Genomic DNA, 17,989 nt, shown 5'->3' with positions numbered 1-17,989 from the left:
TCAAGGGCCGCGCCGCCCGGCCGATCCTCACCTGCGCAAAGCGCTGAAACCCACGGGTGGCCTGGGTTTCAGCTCAAGGAAGAGAGGGCAGCCTCAACGCTCCATGACATAGGTGCCCGGTGCGGGGCACAGGGGCGGGTACTTGCGCGAGCCGAGCTTCTTCGGCGCCGGCCGGCTGTCGCCCGAGCGCTGCCCGATCCATTCCCGCCAATGCGGCCACCAGCTGCCTTGCTGGCGATCCCCGGCGTTCTGCAGCCAGGTTTCCGGGGTCTCGGCGGCCGCAGGCGCCGCGTAATAGAACGACTTGGGGTTGCCCGGCGGGTTCACCAGGCTCTGCAGGTGCCCGGCGTTGGATAGCACGTAGGTTGCGTCCTCGCCAAACAGCCGGGCGGTGCCGTAGCAGCCCTGCCAAGGGGTGATATGGTCGGTGGTGCCGCCCACCACATAGGCGCCCACCTTCACCTGGGTCATGTCAATCGACTCGCCGGCAATCTCCAGTGAGCCCGGGTTGCTGTAGGGGTTCTGCTGGATCAGGTCGAGGTAGTCCGCGTGCAGTTGGGCGGGCAGACGCGTGGTGTCGTTGTTCCAGGCCAGGATGTCGAAGGCCGGCGGCTTATTGCCCAGCAGGTAATTGTTGACCCAGTAATTCCAGATCAGGTCGTTGGGCCGCATCCAGGCGAACATGCGGGCCATGCCCTGGCCGCTCAGCACACCCTTGCGCCGAGAACTTGCCTTGGCCGCACGCAGGGCGGACGGGGTGGTGAACAGCCCCAGGGTGGTGTCGTCCAGCGCCGAGGGCATATCGAGCACGCACACGGCCCAACTGGTGTTGGCCACCTTATGGCCTTCGCCACGGGCCGCCAGCCAGCCCAGGTAGGCGGCCAGGGTGATGCCGCCCGAGCAGGAGCCCCACATGTTCACATCCGGGCTACCGGTGATTTGGCGCGCCACGTCCACAGCCTGGTCGAGGCACAGCGCGTACTCGGCCAAGCCCCAGTCGCGGTGCTCGCGGGTGGGATTGCGCCAGCTGATGACGAAGAGGTTCACGCCGCTGTCCTGAATCCACTGGATCAGGCTTTTCTCCGGCGAAAGGTCGATGGCGTAGTACTTGTTGATTTGCGGCGGCGACATCACCAAGGGCCGGGCATAGATGTTTTCGGTAGTGGGCGCGAACTGCAACAGCTCGAACATCTCGTTGCGAAACACCACTTGGCCCTTGGCCGTGGCGATGTTTTCCCCCACCTTGAACGGCGTACTGTCGACCTGTCTCGGGAGTCCACGGTTGGTCAACATATCCCGGCCGAATTGGCGCATACCCCTGGCCAGGCTCATGCCACCGGTGTCCACCAGCTTGCGCAGCGCCACTGGATTAGTCAGCGGGGAGTTGCTCGGTGCAACGGCATCGGCCAGAAGCTCTGCGACAAACCTGGCCCGGCTCTTTTCCAGCGGGGCAAGGTCGGTGGAATCGATGAAGCGGGTCAGCTCACTTTGACCGGCCAGGTAGCTCTGCAGCAGGGCACGCAGAAAGGCGTTGGATTGCCAGGCCGGATCGGCGAAGCGCTTGTCCTTCGGGTCCGGCGCAATGCTGGAATTACCGCCGGCGATGCCGCGCAGCGCCTTCAGGTAGCCACCCAGATGAGCGCCAGCCTTGAGCGGCGATTTGCCCACGGCCTTGAGCAGATAGCCGGCCGAACTGGCCAGGTCCGCCGCCCGCACGCTGACCAGCGGATTGCCTGCCAGGGTCTGGTTGGCGGCCGTGCCGATCAGCTCTTGTTGCCGGGTGTTGTCCGGGACATCGCCATCCTTGCGAGCGCGACGCTTTCGGCCGGTCGCCTGGGGACGTTGGGTGGGGGTTGCGGTCTCGCTCGTTCGGGTGGATCTGCTCATGGCGGCTCTCGTGTTTCCGGGCGCGTTGTTGTTTTGCACCGACTCTAGGGCAGCAACGGCTGCGGTCACCTCGCATCGCACGACAGAGAGTTTTCATTTCATGACAAGGGCAATCGTGGGCTGACGAATTGAAAGGGTGAAAGCCAGGGAAGGATCGACGACTATTTCGGACCCCAGCATGTCGCTGGACACATCACTGGCGAGGAAAATACCGGTGCTGGCGGGCTCGATTTATGGGGCGTGGGCTACATGATTCTGGGGTCGCTCAGCCTCGGAAGCTCGTTCGTCTATGCCCGGCGGTTCATGTCCAACCTGGACATCACGCCCCTCGCGTTGTCCAGGTATCAGGTCGGGTTGGTGCTGTTCATTCCTAATCAGCAACCCTAGCAACTTTCGCAGCGACGCGATTTTCCTCCCGACCCTGACAGTCAAACCTGCTCTCAGGCCCCATTGTGTGTCCGGGATCAAGCGGCCAATTGCGAGCGGGGCGTCAAGATGGCCAAGGCAACCGCCACGATGAAGAGCGCCGGCACGTCACCTGCCAAGTGCCCCATTTGCCCCGGCTGGGTGACCGCCTGGACGGCCATGACGCCTCCGTGTACGGCGCTGGACCACACGGTGAACCAGATCAGGCTCAGATTGGCCAATGGATCACGCGCGGCCAGGATCAAGAACACGCCAAGCGTGGCGTAGATGCCAACGATCATCATCGGGTAGTCCGAGTGACCGACGTGCCAGGCCCAGCCGGACGGCCAGAACAACATAAGCGGGTAGAGAGCGAGGCACGCGAGGCCAGCCAAAACCAGAACGACCCGCAAATACCTGAGGCGATCGACTACGGTCATGGCGGACTCCTCTTTGGGCCTGACTCTGAATGGACCCCAAGTGGGGTGATAACGCCTTCACGGGCTTGGTGGATAGCATTCCTTGTTCTGTCGTCTCTCCCTGACCAGGCCGGGTATTGTGACAGTCGGGTGACCGCTGATGGGGTTGATACACCATGGACGCAAAGCCCAATCTGCTCAATCAGTTCCGGCAGTAGACCAAGCATAGCTACTCATTTGCTATCGCTCCGTCCAGCGGCTGCTTCTGGCCGATTAGCGTTCCAGCGGCTGTACGACGACAGCCTTTCAACATTGCCCAATGTTCAAAGACTGACGTCGACGTTGGTGATGAAGCGGGTGGTTCAGGATCGGCCGTTGCCGTTGTAGTTCGGCGTTCAGGCACCCATGGCTTCGACAGGCGTTTGCCCTCGGGCAAAGCGCGTCGCCGAGGTCTGCAGCAACAGCACGACCGACAGGGTCACCAGCAGGAACGGCAGCAGCCAGGCGTTCTCGATGATCGCCAACTGCAGACTGAGGATCAGCAGCAGCATCGGCGTTGCCAGGGCATTTGCCTTGCTCACGTACAAACCGACGGCCGCTTCGCTGTAGCGGCAGGCAATCGCGACACGGATATGCACACGAGCACCGCCAAAGGCCATGCCCAGAATTAACAGGCTCAGCGCTTTGAGAAACAGCGTGTCCGGCATCAGCCACCACATCGTGGTGGAAATCACCGCCAGCGCAGTCAGCGCCGACAGGTAAACCAGCAGGTTACGGCCGGTGTTGGCGATGATGACCAGCACACCGATCAGCGCCATGCCCAAGCCGAACACGGCATCAAGGACACCCAGTTCAAACAGCGTCCATCCGTGATTCGATACATACACGGGCAGCATGAAATTGAACGCGCCTAGAATCGGCCAGATCAGCACCATCGGCACAAACAAGGTCATCGGCAGTCTGGCGGGAGCCGCCACTTCGGGCTTCTCGCGAACATCCATGGGCAGGCCGTTGCGCGTGTAGCAAATACCCGCAACCAGCAAGAAACCGGTGCTCAGTACAAGGGAAAAACCGATGCCGGTCAGAATCGGCATCAAACCCGCTGCCAACAACGGACCGATCATCAGGGCCGCCTGGCTGGTGGCCGTGGTGGCGCCACTGATCCGCCGTACTTTGGTTTCATCCATGCCCCGTTGCAGCTGGGTAAACCACATGTCCAGGCTGGCCTCGAGCGACATGATCATCAGCCACACAAACAGGTTGGTGATCAGCAAGCCGAGGGTAAAGTTTCGCGAGAACCCGGAGATCAGCGCCAGGCCCGTCAGGCACAGTACGAACAGGCTGCTCATCTGGCGTCCGGTCATGTGGCGCGACAGGCGCTTGATCATCATCGGGGTGATGAACGCCGGTATGAACGAGCAGAAAATCGCCAGGGCCAACGGCAGGTAGTCGCCATCGTTCTGTTTGAGAATGGTCCAGGTCAACGAGACCAGCAGTGCGCCGGAAAACAGGCGGTAGACCGTCGAGCAGAACAGGAAAATGGCCAACTCTTTTGCGGTGCTTGGGTGTTCACTCATGTCGTCGATCCTTGCCCTTGAGTACGCGCGATTCATTGAATTTGAACGGCCGACGTCAGCCCCGCAGCCGCATTGAGCGGTGCAGAAGACTGGCGTCGATCCGGGGTGGCCGGGTGTCAGGCGAACGTGCGCATGACCTTGAGGGTTTTCTCGATATCTTCAGGGGTGTTGATGATCCCGGCAGAGAAACGCACCGTCGAATGGCGATACGGTGTGGCACTGGCGATGATCTTCTGCGCTTTCAACTTCGCCACGACATCCTTGGGCGTCCAGCCTTTAACGTCGCAGCACACGATGCCAGCGGAAAACTCGGCGGAGCGGGGCGTATGCAGGTGCACATTGGGCAGCTTCGCCAGGCCTTCTTTCAGTTGACCGTTGAGTTCGGCGACGCGGTCGGCGATGCGCTTGCGGCCGATTTTCTTGACGAACTCGAATGCCTCGATCACGCCCCACTGGTTTTCAAACGCCAGGAACCCTCCAGGGCTGACCCAGGCGGCCTGCGTTTCACCTTGCGGATCGCGTTGCTGGCGCCAGGCGTTGCCAGGCTCGGCGGCCATGATGGTAGGGATGGTGGGAGTGATCTGCGCCCATTGACCTTCACGTGCCCAGATTAGCCCCGTACCGTGCGGGCCAAGAATCCACTTGTGCGTGCCGGCGCTGAAAAAGTCGCAGCCCAGACTGGCCACCTGCGCCTCGGAACAACCGAAGCCGTGCACACCGTCGATCACATAGATGATCCGATCGGCTTCAGCGCGATCACGATTGAGTCGGGTCACAAGTGCACCGATGTCCTTGAGCGGCAAGCGCACGCCAGTGCCCGAGTGCACCCAGGTCATGGCCAGAATGCGCGTCGAGGGTTTGATGGCCGCTTCTATGCGCGCGACGATCGCGTCGACACTGACATCCTCAGGCCCTTCGTACAGGTCGATGCGACGGATGCTCCCACCCCATTTGACCACTGCCAGGCGCATGGCCTCGTCGTGGGTATACCACTCGTGATGGGTGGTCAGGATTTCCTGATCGGGACGCAGCTTCAGGCCGTTGTAAATCATCGCCAGACCCTGCGTGGTGCTGGTGGTCAGCGCGATGTCCTCGGCCCGGCCACCGGTGTACTCCGCCGCCGCAGCGCAAACCTTGCGCCAAACCATGTCTTCGGGTTTGGCGAACATATTGTCTTCAAGGTAGCTGTAAGGGTTCTCGTCGAAGGCCTGGCGGTGGCGCGCCATCGCATCGCGTACCGGCTTGGGGTTGGAAGCCAGAAAGAAATTGGAAATGTGCACAAACTCCGGCGACAGCTTGAACTGCGCCCGTACCGACGCCCAATCGGCGGGGTCAAGCGTCGTTACGGTTTCATCCTTGACAGGCGCTTGACCCACCTGTGCGTTTACTACTCCAGCAAACATGCTGCCTCCAATCAGGGTCGCTCCTACAGTGGCGCCCATAAAATCACGTCTTCCCAGACTCATACCGGTTCCCTATCGATTCACATTGAAGTGCGCGCAGGACGCGCGAATATAGCGTTGAAAATACGCTGACCATAGAGGCCGACGGCCAGGCCGAGCACGATCAGCACCACCGCCAGTACTTTGCTCACCGGCACACTTTCGTTGAACACCACTACCGAGCCGAGCATGCCGAAGATCGGCACCAGCAGAGACAGCGGTGCCACTGTGGAGACCGGATAGGTTTTGAGCAGCGAGTTCCAGATCCAGTAAGCGAACAGCGTGTTGGGATAGACCTGGAACAGGATCGACAACACGGCAGTCGTGTTCACCTGACTGACCAACGCGGTGTAGCCGGCGCTGCCGTTCACCGCGTAATCGAGGGCGAACAGCGGAATCGGTGCAAACGCGCTGGACCAGACCAGAAAGCCGAAGACATCCTTGGTGCTGGCCTTCTTGTTAATGATGTTGGCAACGCTCCAGGACGCCGCGCCCACCAGCACCAGCAACACGCCGGTCAGGCTCACCGAACCGTCACTGATCTTGATGATGCACAACAGCCCCGCGAGGGCGATCAACATGCCCAGCACCTGGAAGCGGGTCAGCGCTTCCTTGAACACCCAACCGCCGAGCAGGATGGTGAAGAACGCGCTGAACTGCAGCACCAGCGACGCGATGCCCGCCGACAGCCCGGCCTTGATACCCAGATTGACCACGCCCCACAGACCAATGCCGAACACCAGGCCATAGCCGATGATGTAGCGCCACGGCACGTCGGGTTTACGGATGAAGAAAATCGCCGGTAACGCACAGAGACTGAAGCGGATACCCGCCAGGATGAACGGATCGACGGTGGCCAGTCCCAGTTTGATCACCGAGAAATTCACACCCCAGATTGCCGTTATCAATACAGCCAACACTACGTGCAGTGGTTTCATGGATTATTTGCCTTGATGAAGGAGGTCGGTGTCACGCCACAGAGGTCAGGTTGTGCGTCAGGCGCACATGTGAAAACAACGATTGCATCCATGCCCGGGTCTGCTGGGGGTCAGCGCTTTTGACAATGCCGGCCAATGGCGCTTCGAACGCCGAATACGTCACGTGCTCCGGCAACAGCGCGCCCACTGACAGTTCGTTCCATTGCACGACGTGCGCACTCGCGCGCAGCTCTTCGGCGCCGTCCAGGCCCTGGTAGATGCGCTCCGGATGGGTGTGCCCCGGGAACACAAACCAGCCGAAACCCAGGTCGTGCTGCTGGCGATTGAAGGCCGAAAGGTCCAGCTCGCCGTCTACGTGAATGCGTAATTCCAGCGACGGCAAGTGGATGCCCGTGGCGAGCTCATAGGTCGCGACCACATCCGCGCCACCGACCCGGTTACCAACCTCGAGGAACACCGGCTCGTCGTCCGCCATGATCGCTTCGAGATGGAACGCGCCATTGTGAATCTGCACCGCTTGCAGCGCCGCGCTGACCCACTCATGCATCGACGCCGTGGTTTCGATGTGCCACGAACCGAGCGGTTGACCGCGCTCCATGTAATCCAGGCAGGTGCCCACGTATTCGCTGGACAGCAGGGTGATGACCCGACCGTTCAATACCAGACCGTCGAAATGGCGGATCGGGCCGCTGATGTACTCTTCGACCTGAAACTCATCAACGCGCAGCGCAAGACAGCTGATCTTGTGCCTGATCTCATCGAAGGCGCGAGCCGGTTGCTGATGAATGCTGACGTCCACGCTCGACGCGCCGCTGTGAGGTTTCAGCACGGTTGCGCCAGTCCACGGCACATGGCCTTGCAGCGCCAGATAGCGCTCCAGCGACATGAAGCGCGGTACACGCAGATGCCGGGCTTGAACCGCTGCTTTCATCTCCAGCTTGTTGCGCGCCAGGGTCACCGACTGCAACGACTCACCTTCGATATTCAGAACTTCGCGCAGACGCGCCGCGTCGAGCAATTCGTACTCGGACATCGAAATGACGCGATCAAAGGTTTGTGGGCTTTCGGCCAGCCACGCCAGCGTTTCATCGAAGGCGCTGTTCAGCCCGGCTCGCACCACGCTATGGCAGCGCAGATCGGCGGGGAGCGTATCGATCGCCGATTGTTTGCCGATGTACGTGACATCGTGCAAGTCATGGTCAATCCCGCGGTGGTATTCGATACGCGGATACGGGACACGGTGAAGAATCAGGATTTTCATGCCGGGGATCTCAAAGCGTATTAAAGAGAAGTCAGGACGCGACCTTGAACAATTGCGCAGCGGACAGGTGACGGTTCAGTACCGTGAGCCACTGTTCACGCAGCACCGTCACCAGATCGCGAATGTCGATGCGCGCGTCATGCAACGCGACGCAGGCATGGGCCACGAAGTCGCTGTTGTCTCTGGGTGTTGCATGGATCAGCCGTGACTGGCCGATGATCCAGGCGCATTCGAGCAGCGCTATATCGTCCTTGGCCAAGTCGAGGGTCTGCGCGGCCAACGTCAGCGTGTCATCAACCATGGTGCGGATTTCGCCCAGTTCGATCACGTCGAGCATCATGTCCTCGGGTACGCCGAACATCACCGTGGCGGCGCTGCAGGTTGCCGGTGGCAGTTCCTGCGGCACCGACGCGCGGAACACCGAATCGACCCACGCCGCATACAGATCGACTCCATGTACCGCGTGCGCCAGCGTCCAGATTTTCATGCCGCCGGGACGACGGTTAGGCTCGATCACGGCCGTTTGGTAATCGGCATCACTGAGTTTGATCTCGTTGTGAAACGGACCGATTCGCTGGCCGACCAGACGATTGACCTGCTCGCCGGTCTGACGAATCGCCTGACGCTCTGGCTGGCTGAGGCGGGCGGGCAGGATCTGCGCTACTTCCACGGGATAACGTCCGGTGGCGCTGACTTTTTCCGTGATAAACCAAAGATCGCCCAAGCCGTCATAAGAGTATTCGCGGGTGAAGGTGATGAACGCTTCTGCCAACACACCGCCCTCCAGGTAGGGCGCCACTTCGGCAAAGGCCTGCTCGCAATCACCCCCCGGTGCGACCATCACCACCCCGCGATTGTTGCCTTCACACGCAGGTTTGATGACGAAGCCGCGTTCCTGGCGCAGGGCGAAATTGCGCACATCGTTGATGCTTCCGATCTGTTGGAAGTCCGGCAGCATGACCCCCAGCGGGTCAAGCAGGGGACGGTCGCGACGCTCGGCAATGCGGTAGGCCAGTTTGTCAAAGGCCCCCAGCGCCAGCTCGGCGTCGTCCACCGGCAGGCCGAGTTGTTCGAGCAGGGCCGCACCGCTGGCGACCGCGTTGTCGGAAAACACCATTCCAGCACTGATTCTGCGAGCGTCCTCGCCCAACTGACGCAGCGCATGGGGGACGAAATCCGGGTCCAGCGGGTCGGCATCGATGACCCGGTCACTGATCTGCAGGTCATGAACCTGAGGATTGTCCCGGACCAGCCAGGTCTCGGCGCCCCATTGCTGGCGCGCATAGTTGCGCATGTGCAGAACATCGCCGATCCGGCTCAGGTTGTAGTCCACTATTAACAATACAGGCGCACGCAGCGGCATGTTCGTCATCCTCAAATGCATGGAATTGTTCATGGACAGCATTGCTGTTCCAGGCGCTTGCTCAGCGGGTTTTCAATGGCTCTCAACGTCGTACTGGATGTCCAGGGCCGTGGCGGAAAGACGCGCCAGACGCTCAAGTTCCGTTGCCTGACGGTCTCGGTCGAACGTCCACAGCAACTGGCCCAAAAACACTTCGCGGGCATGCGCGGGAATCACATCGCCTGCTTTGAGCAGGATGTGTTTCACCACCGGCGTCAGGGGCAGGTCGTTGAGGGTGACTGAGCTCAGCGTTCCCGGTTTGGCGAAATAGACCCGGAAGAAAGTCGCTGTGGTCTGTGCGCTGCTGCCGTCCGCCTGCCAGCCAAATTGGGTCAGGCGTTGCACGAGCGCTTCGCGGGGCAGGGCGTCGTCCTGACTGGCCAGAAGCAGATCCAGCCACAGTGAGAGCATGCTGAGGCCGCCGGTGACGGCCTCGACGCTGTGGGAAATCAAGCTGCCGCCAACGCGCGGATTGATCTCGATCAGGTCCCAGTGTTGCCCGGTGAAACGCGCTTCAACGTGGTAACAGCCCCACTTGAGATCCATGCAGCCCAGCACGTTCTTCAGCCATTGCAAGCCCGCCGCAATCTGCGCCTGATCAAGGCTTGCCGGCGGCGTGGTGCAGCTGTCTTCCAGCACCGTGTCAGCAGTCTCGGTCACTTCGTATTTTTCATGGACGGCCACGACATGCGCCTGACCATCGACCAACAGCGTCTCGAAACTGAATTCCTGGCCGGCGATGTAATCCTCCGCCATGAACTGCAAGCCGTCGTTGAAGGCCGAGGCATACACCGTGTCCTCGACCGAAGCCTTGCGCAGTTCCTCAAGCGCTTGCCAGGTGGTGTCCTTGCGCATCGGAAACGCTGCATACGAAGCGATCCCGTGGATCGGTTTGATGAAGTAGCGCTGGTTCTGCGCTTGCAGTGTTTCCAGCACCGGTGCAGTCAATGCATAAGCATTGGCTTGCGATAATCCTGCCTCGGCCAGTTGGTTGCGCACCTCAAGCTTGTTGCGCAATGCCAGAGCCTGTCGGGCATCAATGTCATACGTTCCGAGCGCAGCGTTGGCTGCGGCCATCAGGTGTCGATAACCTTCCCACACACTGATGCAGCAGGTGACTTGCTCGCCGGACTTGCGCAGCGTCTGGAGTGCGTTGTTCACATCTTCCAGTCTCAACTGGTGAGAGTCTGCGGTGTAGAGCCGGTCCGCCCAGCCCTGAATCTGTTCCAGGCGGGCCGGCACGTGTTCCGGAAGCGGCAATGAAGTCAGTACGAAACACCGGAGCTGGCGGCGATGCAGCTCCTCCTTCAAGTCCTCCAGGAAAGAAAAGCCGCAGTGGCTCAGGATCAGAACGCCGGGTCGATTTGAATTCATTGCCTGCTCCATGGCTTAAGCTGCCTTGTCTTGCGGCTTGGCCAGGGTGTCGATGTACAGCTCGCTGAAGTACATGGCGAGAATTTTCTGATGCTCGGCCAGGTAGCGTTTCAGGGCTTCGATGTCCTGCTCACCTTTGATCAGGAAGCGCAGAGCGGCCCAGACTTCACCCGGATGGTCGTCGTTGATATCGGTGTGAGAGTGGGAAACCTGACCGATGATGTTTTTCTCGCCAACCGACGCCTTGAGGGCTTCGAGCTTGCGTGGTTCGAGCTTCACGTTCACGTACTCGACCAGGTACGAATAGGCAACGACGCCCAGTGGGCCTTCGTGGTCCAGCAGGTAGGAGAAGAAGCCCGCCAGCAACTTGGTGGACAGGTACGGTTCGGTGGCCAGGAACTCTTCGCGACTTACGCCGACACGTTCCAGATCCTGAATGAACAGGTCGTCGTGGAGCATTTCTTCCTGTTCGTAGTGGGCCCAGATCTGTGCTGCTTCCGGGCTGACCTTGGCCACTTCGACCAGGGCTTTTGCTTCAGCCACGCGCAGCAGACGGATGCGCCATGCGGTTTCGACCAGGTGACGTTTGTAGTACGCGCTGTTGACATCTTTGCCTTCCAGGTGAGCGGCTTGAGGCACGGTTGCGTACCATTGCTCGACTTGTGCATCGATAATCCGGTCAACTTCCCCACGCAGATTTAACGACGCGGCAGCATTGAGAAAAGGAGTGCGATCACCATAGCCAACATTCTTTACACGGTTAAGCATAATCAAGCCTCTGTTTAGGGTTTGTTTTTAACGCGTTAATTAATGAACCGACTTCAACTGCAACTATCAGCCAATGACTTCAATGGCTAATTCACCTCTTATCAGGCACTGGCACGCCAGGCGGTATTCTTCGCCGGTGTAACCCAGTACTTCGATAAACGCTTCTTCATCGCCGTCCCGAGGGTTTAACGCCTCGAGACCCGATTTGACTTTGATCAGACAGGCGCCGCAGGCCCCGACGCGGCAGCCCAGCGGGATCACGTTCTTTCCACCGGCTTCCCACTCGATATCGGTAATAGGCGAGTTGACCGGTAATTGAAACTCAAGTTGATGCGACGCAATAGTGAGTGTGTGCAACGCCATACTGACCTCGGTTGATATTAAAGTGTGTGTGGCAGGCCCACTGCTTCACGCCATCCGTTAACTTACGATCGCGAGAAGTTTGTTGATGTTGGAAAGTTATTTGGAAGTCAGTTCCAAGTAGATCCAATACAGCAGGGCGACTGCGCTGATGGCGGCACCCAATATGCAAACGGCGACCCAGCCAAAGTGTGCATAAGTATAAGTAGCGGCTATTGCACCCAGACCACTGCCCACCGAGTAGAAACACATGTAGGCGCCCACCAATCGGCTTTGTGCATCGGGTCGTGCGGCAAAGATCAGGCTCTGATTGGTTACATGGACGGCTTGCACGGCGAAATCCAGTAACACCACACCCACCACCATGGCGAACAATGAGTGTTCAACGAACGCCGTAGGCAGCCAGGACAAGGTCAATAGTGCCAACGCGACGCCTGTGGTGCGATTGCCGAGCCCTTGGTCGGCGAGCCGTCCGGCCCGTGCCGCAGCCAGCGCACCGGCCACACCGGCGAGTCCGAACAAACCAATCTGGGTGTGTGACAGTGACAACGGTGGCGCGCTGAGCGGCAGTACCATCGACGTCCACAACACACTGAACGCGGCGAAGATGAGCAGGGCGAAGGTGCCCCGGACACGCAATGTGCGTTCGGTCAGGTACAACTGGAACACCGATCGCAGCAATTGCCAGTAGCCGCCTTTCGCCGGTGGCGTGGTGGAGGCAGGCATGGTGCGCATCAGCACCAGTGCCATGCCGATCATCAGGGCGGCCGAGACAAAATAAACGCCGCGCCAGCCAGCCAGATCAGCCACTGCACCGGAGACGAAGCGGGCCAGCAGAATGCCCAGCACCACGCCACTGGTCACGGTGCCGACGGCTTCGCCACGCTGCTCGGGACTCGCCAGCGAAGCGGCGTAGGCAACCACCACTTGCACCACGACCGCCATCAGGCCCACCAGCACCATCGCGCCGAGCAACATGCCCCAATCCTGCGACAGGCCAACTGCGCACAGGGCCAGAGCCGACAGCAGCATTTGTGTAAGGATAAGTTTCTTGCGATTGAGCAAATCACCCAGCGGAACGATAAACAACAATCCGACGGCATAACCGGCTTGTGTCGCGGTCACTACGACACCAATCGTGCCCGGCGAAACCGACAGGCTGGCAGCCATCGATTCCAGCAATGGCTGGGCGAAGTAGACGTTTGCGACCGCCATGGCGCAGGTAATTGCAAAAAGAAAAGTCTGATAGCGACTGAGCTTGGAGGTGTCCCGGGTTTGGGGGGCTTGCGTGTGCCCACCGCTGGATTTTTCGGCTTCGATGTCCATCTTTGCCGGGGCATGAGACTTGAACGGCATCACTCCATCCTTGGAATATGTGGTTTCAAAAGGAAACCGATGCGTTGATTTTTATCAAATGAAGTTGTTAAATGCAACCACATTTTGTAAAACATTTTTGTCTGACGTTAGAACTTTTCCCCCCCTTCCTACTGACTCGCTTCCAGGAGATCCATGGCCAGACAGCAATTACTGGCGCAGAGCGAATGCCCGGTCGCCCGCACGCTCGAAGAAATCGGAGATCGCTGGGTATTAATGATCATCCGTGACGCGTTCGACGACGTTCGCCGCTTCAGTGAATTTCAGAAACGCCTTGGTCTCGCCAAGAACATCCTCACGGTCAAGCTCAAAATGCTCGTGGAGTTGGGCGTATTCAACATCCAGCCGGCATCCGACGGCAGTGCCTACAAAGAATATGTGCTGACTGATATGGGGCGCGCGGTATTTCCAATCGTCGTCAGCATGCGCCAGTGGGGGGAGCGCTACTTGTTCAACACAGGGGAGAGCTACTCGGTGCTGCTCGACAATGAATTGTCGGAGCCGGTAGAAACCATCGCCGTACGTTCCAGGGCGGGCAAGGTGTTGACCCCGGCCGATTGTCATCGGCGGGTCGTCAAGCGCTAGGGGTGACGTGAGCATTTCATCTGGCGCTTTCGAAATTGCGCCGCAAATCACCCGTTACATCCACCAGCCTGACGCGTCGGCCATCGTCCTCGGTTACGAGTGGATGGTCGACCGGTTGAATCCACAACCCAATATAGATAGTCCGTCCCACCTTCATCGATACTGGTAACGGTTGGCAGGTAGCTGTCAGCGAGGGTGGAACATGCACCTGTAGACTACGAATAAAACGACCCAAACGCATGACGTTTGCAGCTTTAGTTCCGAGTCTACAGGTGCGCTTGCGCTCGATAACGAATACTCAGGGTTCGCCGTCGCACCGGCTCACTATATTGCCTTCGCTGAACGCAAGCATGCATGTCCCTAGCAGCTATTTTATCGCTTGCGGAGGTTCACGTGACAGCGTCCTTGAGTCAGCACTTCACAGCCTATGTCGGCATTGATTGGGCAGATACCAAACATGATATTTGCCTACAGGCTGGGGATGACAATCATCGTCAGTTCGACTGTATTCCGCACCAGGTTGATCGCATTGATGAGTGGGCCAAGGCATTGCACCTGCGCTTCGGTGGCCCTATCGCTGTAGCTCTGGAGTTGGCCAAAGGGCCTATTGTGTCGGCTCTGCTGAAGTATGACTTTTTCATGCTGTTCCCGATCAATCCCTCGACGCTTGCCAAATATCGCGTGGCGTTCAAGCCGAGTCGCGCCAAGGATGATCCCACCGATGCGGAGTTAGCACTCGATCTACTGCTTCGCCATCCTGAACGGTTCACCGCGCTCAGGCCGCAGAGTGTGGCCATGCGTTCGCTGCTTAGCCTGATCGAACAGCGCCGGGATCTGGTCAACGACAAGACGCGTTTTACCAACCGTTTATGCAACACCCTCAAGCAATATTACCCGCAGGCACTGGAATGGTTCGAGCAGCGAGACACTCTGTTGTTTTGCGATTTCCTCACTCGCTGGCCGACACTCCTGTCAGCCAAACGGGCGCGTAAAACCACGCTTGAGGCGTTCTTTTATGCCCACAACGGGCGTCGCGCCACATTGATCGAGGCGCGTTTGGCGTCGATTCGTGCGGCATCTGCGCTCACAGAAGATGCCGGCATTATCGAGCCTTGCCGCTTACACGCCCTCGCGTTGGTGGAGCAACTACGCACCGTCCTCACGGTGATCGATCGCTTCGATAAGGAAGTCGAGCGGGTCGCTTCTGCACTACCGGATTACGCATTGTTTCGTGGCTTGCCGGGCGCAGGCCCGCATCTAGCGCCACGTTTACTCGCAGCCTTCGGAGAGCAACGTGAGCGTTTCCATGGCGCGGACGAGTTGCAAAAATACTCAGGCATTGCCCCGGTGACGGAACGGAGCGGTAAGAAGAGCTGGGTGCATTGGCGCTGGCAATGTCCAACATTTCTTCGTCAGACCTTTGTGGAATGGGCGGGGCAGACCATCAATAAATCCTTTTGGGCTGGAGCTTTCTACCGGCAGCAACGCGCCAAAGGGAGCACCTATCAAGCTGCTGTACGCGCACTCGCGTTTAAGTGGATTCGGATTCTATATCGGTGCTGGCAGACCAGGACGCTCTACGATGAAACGACCTATTTGAATGCCTTGAGGAAGCGCGGTTCACCGCTCCTGAAGAACCTCGATTTAGGTTGACTGACTTCCTCAGGGCGTGAAGCTACCTTTCGCGAGAGGCCGCTAATGGCCGATTTCTGTCTGTCATCAAGCGGCGTTATCGACCCAAAGCAGGCAGTTCAGCTGTGGACGAACGTCCCGAGATCGGTATTCAATTTTTCGATAGCGTTTTTAAAGTCTTTGGTAGTGATTCGCTGACTCTCGTTCTCTAGCTGGCTTCCGAACAACTTGCGCACCACTTTGACCATTGTCTGATGGGTTTTCGCGTCAATGAATTCAGCTTCTATAAACAGATTAGTATCCTGATCCCGGTGACCGGTGGCTGCCTGTGTCGCTCCAACAACAGCCGCGATCGGCATTACTTCATACCACTTCATGCCCTCGTTCGAAGCGCTGACTCCAGTGATTGCTGCACGCAAGATCAGGGTGTGTGATCGGGCCGATGCTGCGGCCGCGTTAGACACCCTCTGGTACTTCTGGCCCAGCACGAGTTTGGCCTTTCTGGACATGTAGTCCTGCAAATCGGCCAGCGTCTGCCGATTGACCCTCTCATTGGATTTTGGCGCGGGATAAAACTCCAGCGTTCTAAACGCTATGGTGTCGTACGCATTCGGGTTCCATGACGGGCTTACCCAGCGTAGTGCCCTGTCACCCGTGGTGGTGGTCACTTCTTCCAGGTTGTTGTAGTTGGATAGGAATCCGGAGTACTGCTCGCGCTCAGTGACCTGGGAGGTGCAACCGCCGAGAAGCAGGCTGGTCAGTGTGACACCAACAAACAGTTTATGTGCCAAGGTCATGGTGGGTTCACTCCGGGATCAAGTCGTGTTCCGTCAATAGAGAATCAAAAGGCGCCAAGTCATGTTTCCAGTTACGGCTTGTATCCAGGCATTTTCGAACTGATCGGAGATTTGTTTGCCCGTTGCGGACTTGGTCTGCCCCACCGGTATGTCGCGGAATCAGACCTTGGCCTAACTGACGGTGATGTCGGTGTACTTATCCAGAGAATAGGTAGCTTCCGTGACCATGCGCCAGATTTCGTTCAACGGCACGATAACGCTGCGATTACTGTCCGATACGGCGCGGCCAGGCCTATATTTCAGATGCATCGCGGGCAAGCCAAGGCGCATATCGAGAGCGAGGGCGGATTCACAACTATTGGCATTGCAATCCCTCGTCTGACTATCGGGGTGATTACAACATCAGGCTGAGTTTTTTGGCTTTTTCTACGCCGTTTGCAGATGAGGGCAAGATGTCGCACCTTTTTTGTCATCATTGAACGTCGGCTTCTGGCCGGTTGCTGCCTGTCGTAAAAGGCTGTTGACCACCCATAGTCGCTGGCGACAGTCAAAGAACGGCCTTTGGCGACTGTTTGAACTTCAAGGCTTATGAAGAATTCGAGCCAGCGCTTTCAGGTTTCAAACGGGCTCCCGATGTCTATTCGACCTTCAAGGTGCCTGACCCTGGCAAGTCCGTCACCAGATCGACCCCCATCAGCCTCGCGGGTGTGTAAGTGCCGCCAGCCGGACGCTCCTGCAACAGGTAATCGACCACGGTCAACGCACCGTAGATCGTCAAGCTGTAAACGTTCGCGGTGTGCACGCGTGCCACTTTGCATTCTCCGCGAGCGTTACGGGCTTCGCCCCACACATAAGTGCCTTGATCTGCACGCTTTTCCTCATCCGGGCCGATCACCGTCTTGCCGATGCGTGCCTTGAGCAGCCTCTGCACGAACGGCAAACCCAGCAGTGGACGGATGAAGTTGGCGAGCCTGGCACCGCGAATCATGCCGGCAGAGCCCGGTATGAACACCTCGATGTTGGGAATGCCGGTGGTGTGCCAGGCCGTGGAAACGTCGCCCCAGGGAATGGTCATCGCCAGCTTCTCGCCGTCGCCGAAGTCGATGCGACGCACCTGATAGGCCAACGCAACAGACACGATTTTCCCGTCGCGACGTATCTTGCCGCCCTGCGCCATGCCTTCGATTGACGTCTTGGCAGTACCAGGCGAAAAGCTGGAACGGGAATCAAAACCCAGCGCCAGATGCGTTGCATCCGGCAGCGCACGCTTGAGTGCAGCGGCGACACAGTCAGTGGGGATCACGTCGAAGCCGACGCCAGGGCAAATGACGACGCCCGCCGCTTGCGCACGCTCTTGCAGGGACTGGGCATGTTCGAACACGGCAATCTCGCCGGTGATATCCAGGTAGTGCGCATTGGCTCGCAAGCAAGCATCCATCATCGGTGCAGCGGTCGCCGAAAACGGCCCTGCGCAATGCAGAACCAGACCATGGCCCTTGATCTGGGCGAGCAATCGCGCCTCGTCATCCAGTCCGAAAACACGGGCTTCAAGACCCAGCTCCCGGGCCAGGGTTTCGATCCTGTCGCGGCTGCGTCCCGCCAAAACCGGCCTGAGTCCACGCTTGACGGCTTCGCGAGCGATCAGCTCGCCGGTATAACCATTGGCGCCATAGATCATCCATTTCATCTGCGTCACAGGGTTGTCTTGCTGACTCATGCATTGCTCCTGACAGGATTGATGAAGTGCGTTATTGCCTTGCCCAATCAG

The 17,989-nt window shown here is 58.7% G+C and carries 17 protein-coding genes and 1 pseudogene; 5 read left to right on the top strand and 13 right to left on the bottom strand.

The window, feature by feature from the left end; genetic code table 11:
- Positions 1-93: 93 nt before the first annotated feature.
- On the bottom strand, positions 94-1,887 hold the full coding sequence (locus LAB08_RS18125; RefSeq protein ID WP_096510406.1) for an alpha/beta fold hydrolase: 1,794 nt from the start codon (positions 1,885-1,887) through the stop codon (positions 94-96).
- 249 nt (positions 1,888-2,136) lie between these two features.
- Between LAB08_RS18125 and LAB08_RS18120 the strand changes: the two genes are divergently transcribed.
- Entirely contained in the window at positions 2,137-2,274 is a 138-nt protein-coding gene (locus LAB08_RS18120) for a hypothetical protein (RefSeq protein WP_157755693.1), read from the top strand.
- 77 nt (positions 2,275-2,351) lie between these two features.
- On the opposite strand, the gene LAB08_RS18115 is transcribed toward LAB08_RS18120, so the two are convergent.
- Positions 2,352-2,732 (bottom strand): DUF6632 domain-containing protein, encoded by a 381-nt coding sequence (locus tag LAB08_RS18115; RefSeq protein ID WP_096510407.1) that lies wholly within the window; start codon positions 2,730-2,732, stop codon positions 2,352-2,354.
- Positions 2,733-2,987: 255 nt separating this feature from the next.
- Here LAB08_RS18115 and LAB08_RS18110 point away from each other — a divergent pair.
- Positions 2,988-3,098 (top strand): annotated as a pseudogene (locus LAB08_RS18110) (Lrp/AsnC ligand binding domain-containing protein); the annotation flags it as partial.
- An 8-nt stretch (positions 3,099-3,106) separates the two neighbouring features.
- On the opposite strand, the gene LAB08_RS18105 reads toward LAB08_RS18110, so the two are convergent.
- The 9 genes from LAB08_RS18105 to LAB08_RS18065 all read right to left on the bottom strand — a co-directional run bounded on the left by LAB08_RS18105 (position 3,107) and on the right by LAB08_RS18065 (position 13,189).
- A complete protein-coding gene (locus LAB08_RS18105) occupies positions 3,107-4,288 on the bottom strand; it encodes an MFS transporter (protein WP_096510408.1) in 1,182 nt (393 codons plus the stop codon).
- A 116-nt stretch (positions 4,289-4,404) separates the two neighbouring features.
- The gene (locus LAB08_RS18100; RefSeq protein ID WP_172901591.1) at positions 4,405-5,691 is read right to left on the bottom strand and encodes an aminotransferase class V-fold PLP-dependent enzyme; all 1,287 of its coding nucleotides are present in this window, start codon (positions 5,689-5,691) and stop codon (positions 4,405-4,407) included.
- 80 nt (positions 5,692-5,771) lie between these two features.
- Positions 5,772-6,668 (bottom strand): EamA family transporter, encoded by an 897-nt coding sequence (locus tag LAB08_RS18095; protein WP_096510409.1) that lies wholly within the window; start codon positions 6,666-6,668, stop codon positions 5,772-5,774.
- Positions 6,669-6,699: 31 nt separating this feature from the next.
- Positions 6,700-7,929 carry an ATP-grasp domain-containing protein gene (locus LAB08_RS18090; RefSeq protein WP_096510410.1) on the bottom strand — a complete coding sequence of 410 codons (1,230 nt, stop codon included), beginning with the start codon at positions 7,927-7,929 and terminating at the stop codon, positions 6,700-6,702.
- Between the two features lie 31 nt (positions 7,930-7,960).
- Complete coding sequence (locus tag LAB08_RS18085; RefSeq protein WP_096515332.1) at positions 7,961-9,292, bottom strand: ATP-grasp domain-containing protein; 1,332 nt, start codon at positions 9,290-9,292, stop codon at positions 7,961-7,963.
- A gap of 72 nt (positions 9,293-9,364) precedes the next feature.
- Positions 9,365-10,705: an ATP-grasp domain-containing protein gene (locus tag LAB08_RS18080; RefSeq protein WP_096510411.1), complete on the bottom strand. Its 1,341-nt coding sequence runs from the start codon at positions 10,703-10,705 to the stop codon at positions 9,365-9,367.
- 15 nt (positions 10,706-10,720) lie between these two features.
- Positions 10,721-11,473: a hypothetical protein gene (locus tag LAB08_RS18075; protein ID WP_096510412.1), complete on the bottom strand. Its 753-nt coding sequence runs from the start codon at positions 11,471-11,473 to the stop codon at positions 10,721-10,723.
- Between the two features lie 66 nt (positions 11,474-11,539).
- Complete coding sequence (locus LAB08_RS18070; RefSeq protein ID WP_092397249.1) at positions 11,540-11,836, bottom strand: 2Fe-2S iron-sulfur cluster-binding protein; 297 nt, start codon at positions 11,834-11,836, stop codon at positions 11,540-11,542.
- A 96-nt stretch (positions 11,837-11,932) separates the two neighbouring features.
- Complete coding sequence (locus tag LAB08_RS18065) at positions 11,933-13,189, bottom strand: MFS transporter (protein ID WP_096510413.1); 1,257 nt, start codon at positions 13,187-13,189, stop codon at positions 11,933-11,935.
- Positions 13,190-13,342: 153 nt separating this feature from the next.
- Here LAB08_RS18065 and LAB08_RS18060 point away from each other — a divergent pair, with 153 nt between their 5' ends.
- From LAB08_RS18060 to LAB08_RS18050, 3 genes are all read left to right on the top strand, one after another.
- Entirely contained in the window at positions 13,343-13,792 is a 450-nt protein-coding gene (locus LAB08_RS18060; protein ID WP_096510414.1) for a winged helix-turn-helix transcriptional regulator, read from the top strand.
- 7 nt (positions 13,793-13,799) lie between these two features.
- Entirely contained in the window at positions 13,800-13,961 is a 162-nt protein-coding gene (locus LAB08_RS30400; protein WP_254007472.1) for a hypothetical protein, read from the top strand.
- 224 nt (positions 13,962-14,185) lie between these two features.
- Entirely contained in the window at positions 14,186-15,445 is a 1,260-nt protein-coding gene (locus tag LAB08_RS18050; RefSeq protein ID WP_254007471.1) for an IS110 family RNA-guided transposase, read from the top strand.
- Positions 15,446-15,543: 98 nt separating this feature from the next.
- Here LAB08_RS18050 and LAB08_RS18045 read toward each other — a convergent pair whose 3' ends face one another.
- Positions 15,544-16,221, bottom strand: coding sequence for a DUF3313 domain-containing protein (locus LAB08_RS18045; RefSeq protein ID WP_096510416.1), 678 nt, complete (start codon positions 16,219-16,221; stop codon positions 15,544-15,546).
- A 637-nt stretch (positions 16,222-16,858) separates the two neighbouring features.
- Positions 16,859-17,938, bottom strand: coding sequence for a saccharopine dehydrogenase family protein (locus LAB08_RS18040; RefSeq protein WP_096510417.1), 1,080 nt, complete (start codon positions 17,936-17,938; stop codon positions 16,859-16,861).
- Between the last annotated feature and the right edge of the window lie 51 nt (positions 17,939-17,989).

The sequence above is a fragment of the Pseudomonas izuensis genome, from assembly GCF_002356535.2.
GTDB classification, from domain to species: domain Bacteria; phylum Pseudomonadota; class Gammaproteobacteria; order Pseudomonadales; family Pseudomonadaceae; genus Aquipseudomonas; species Aquipseudomonas izuensis.
The sequence above is the reverse complement of the archived record's forward strand: the minus strand, read 5'-3'. Positions and strand labels throughout refer to the sequence as shown.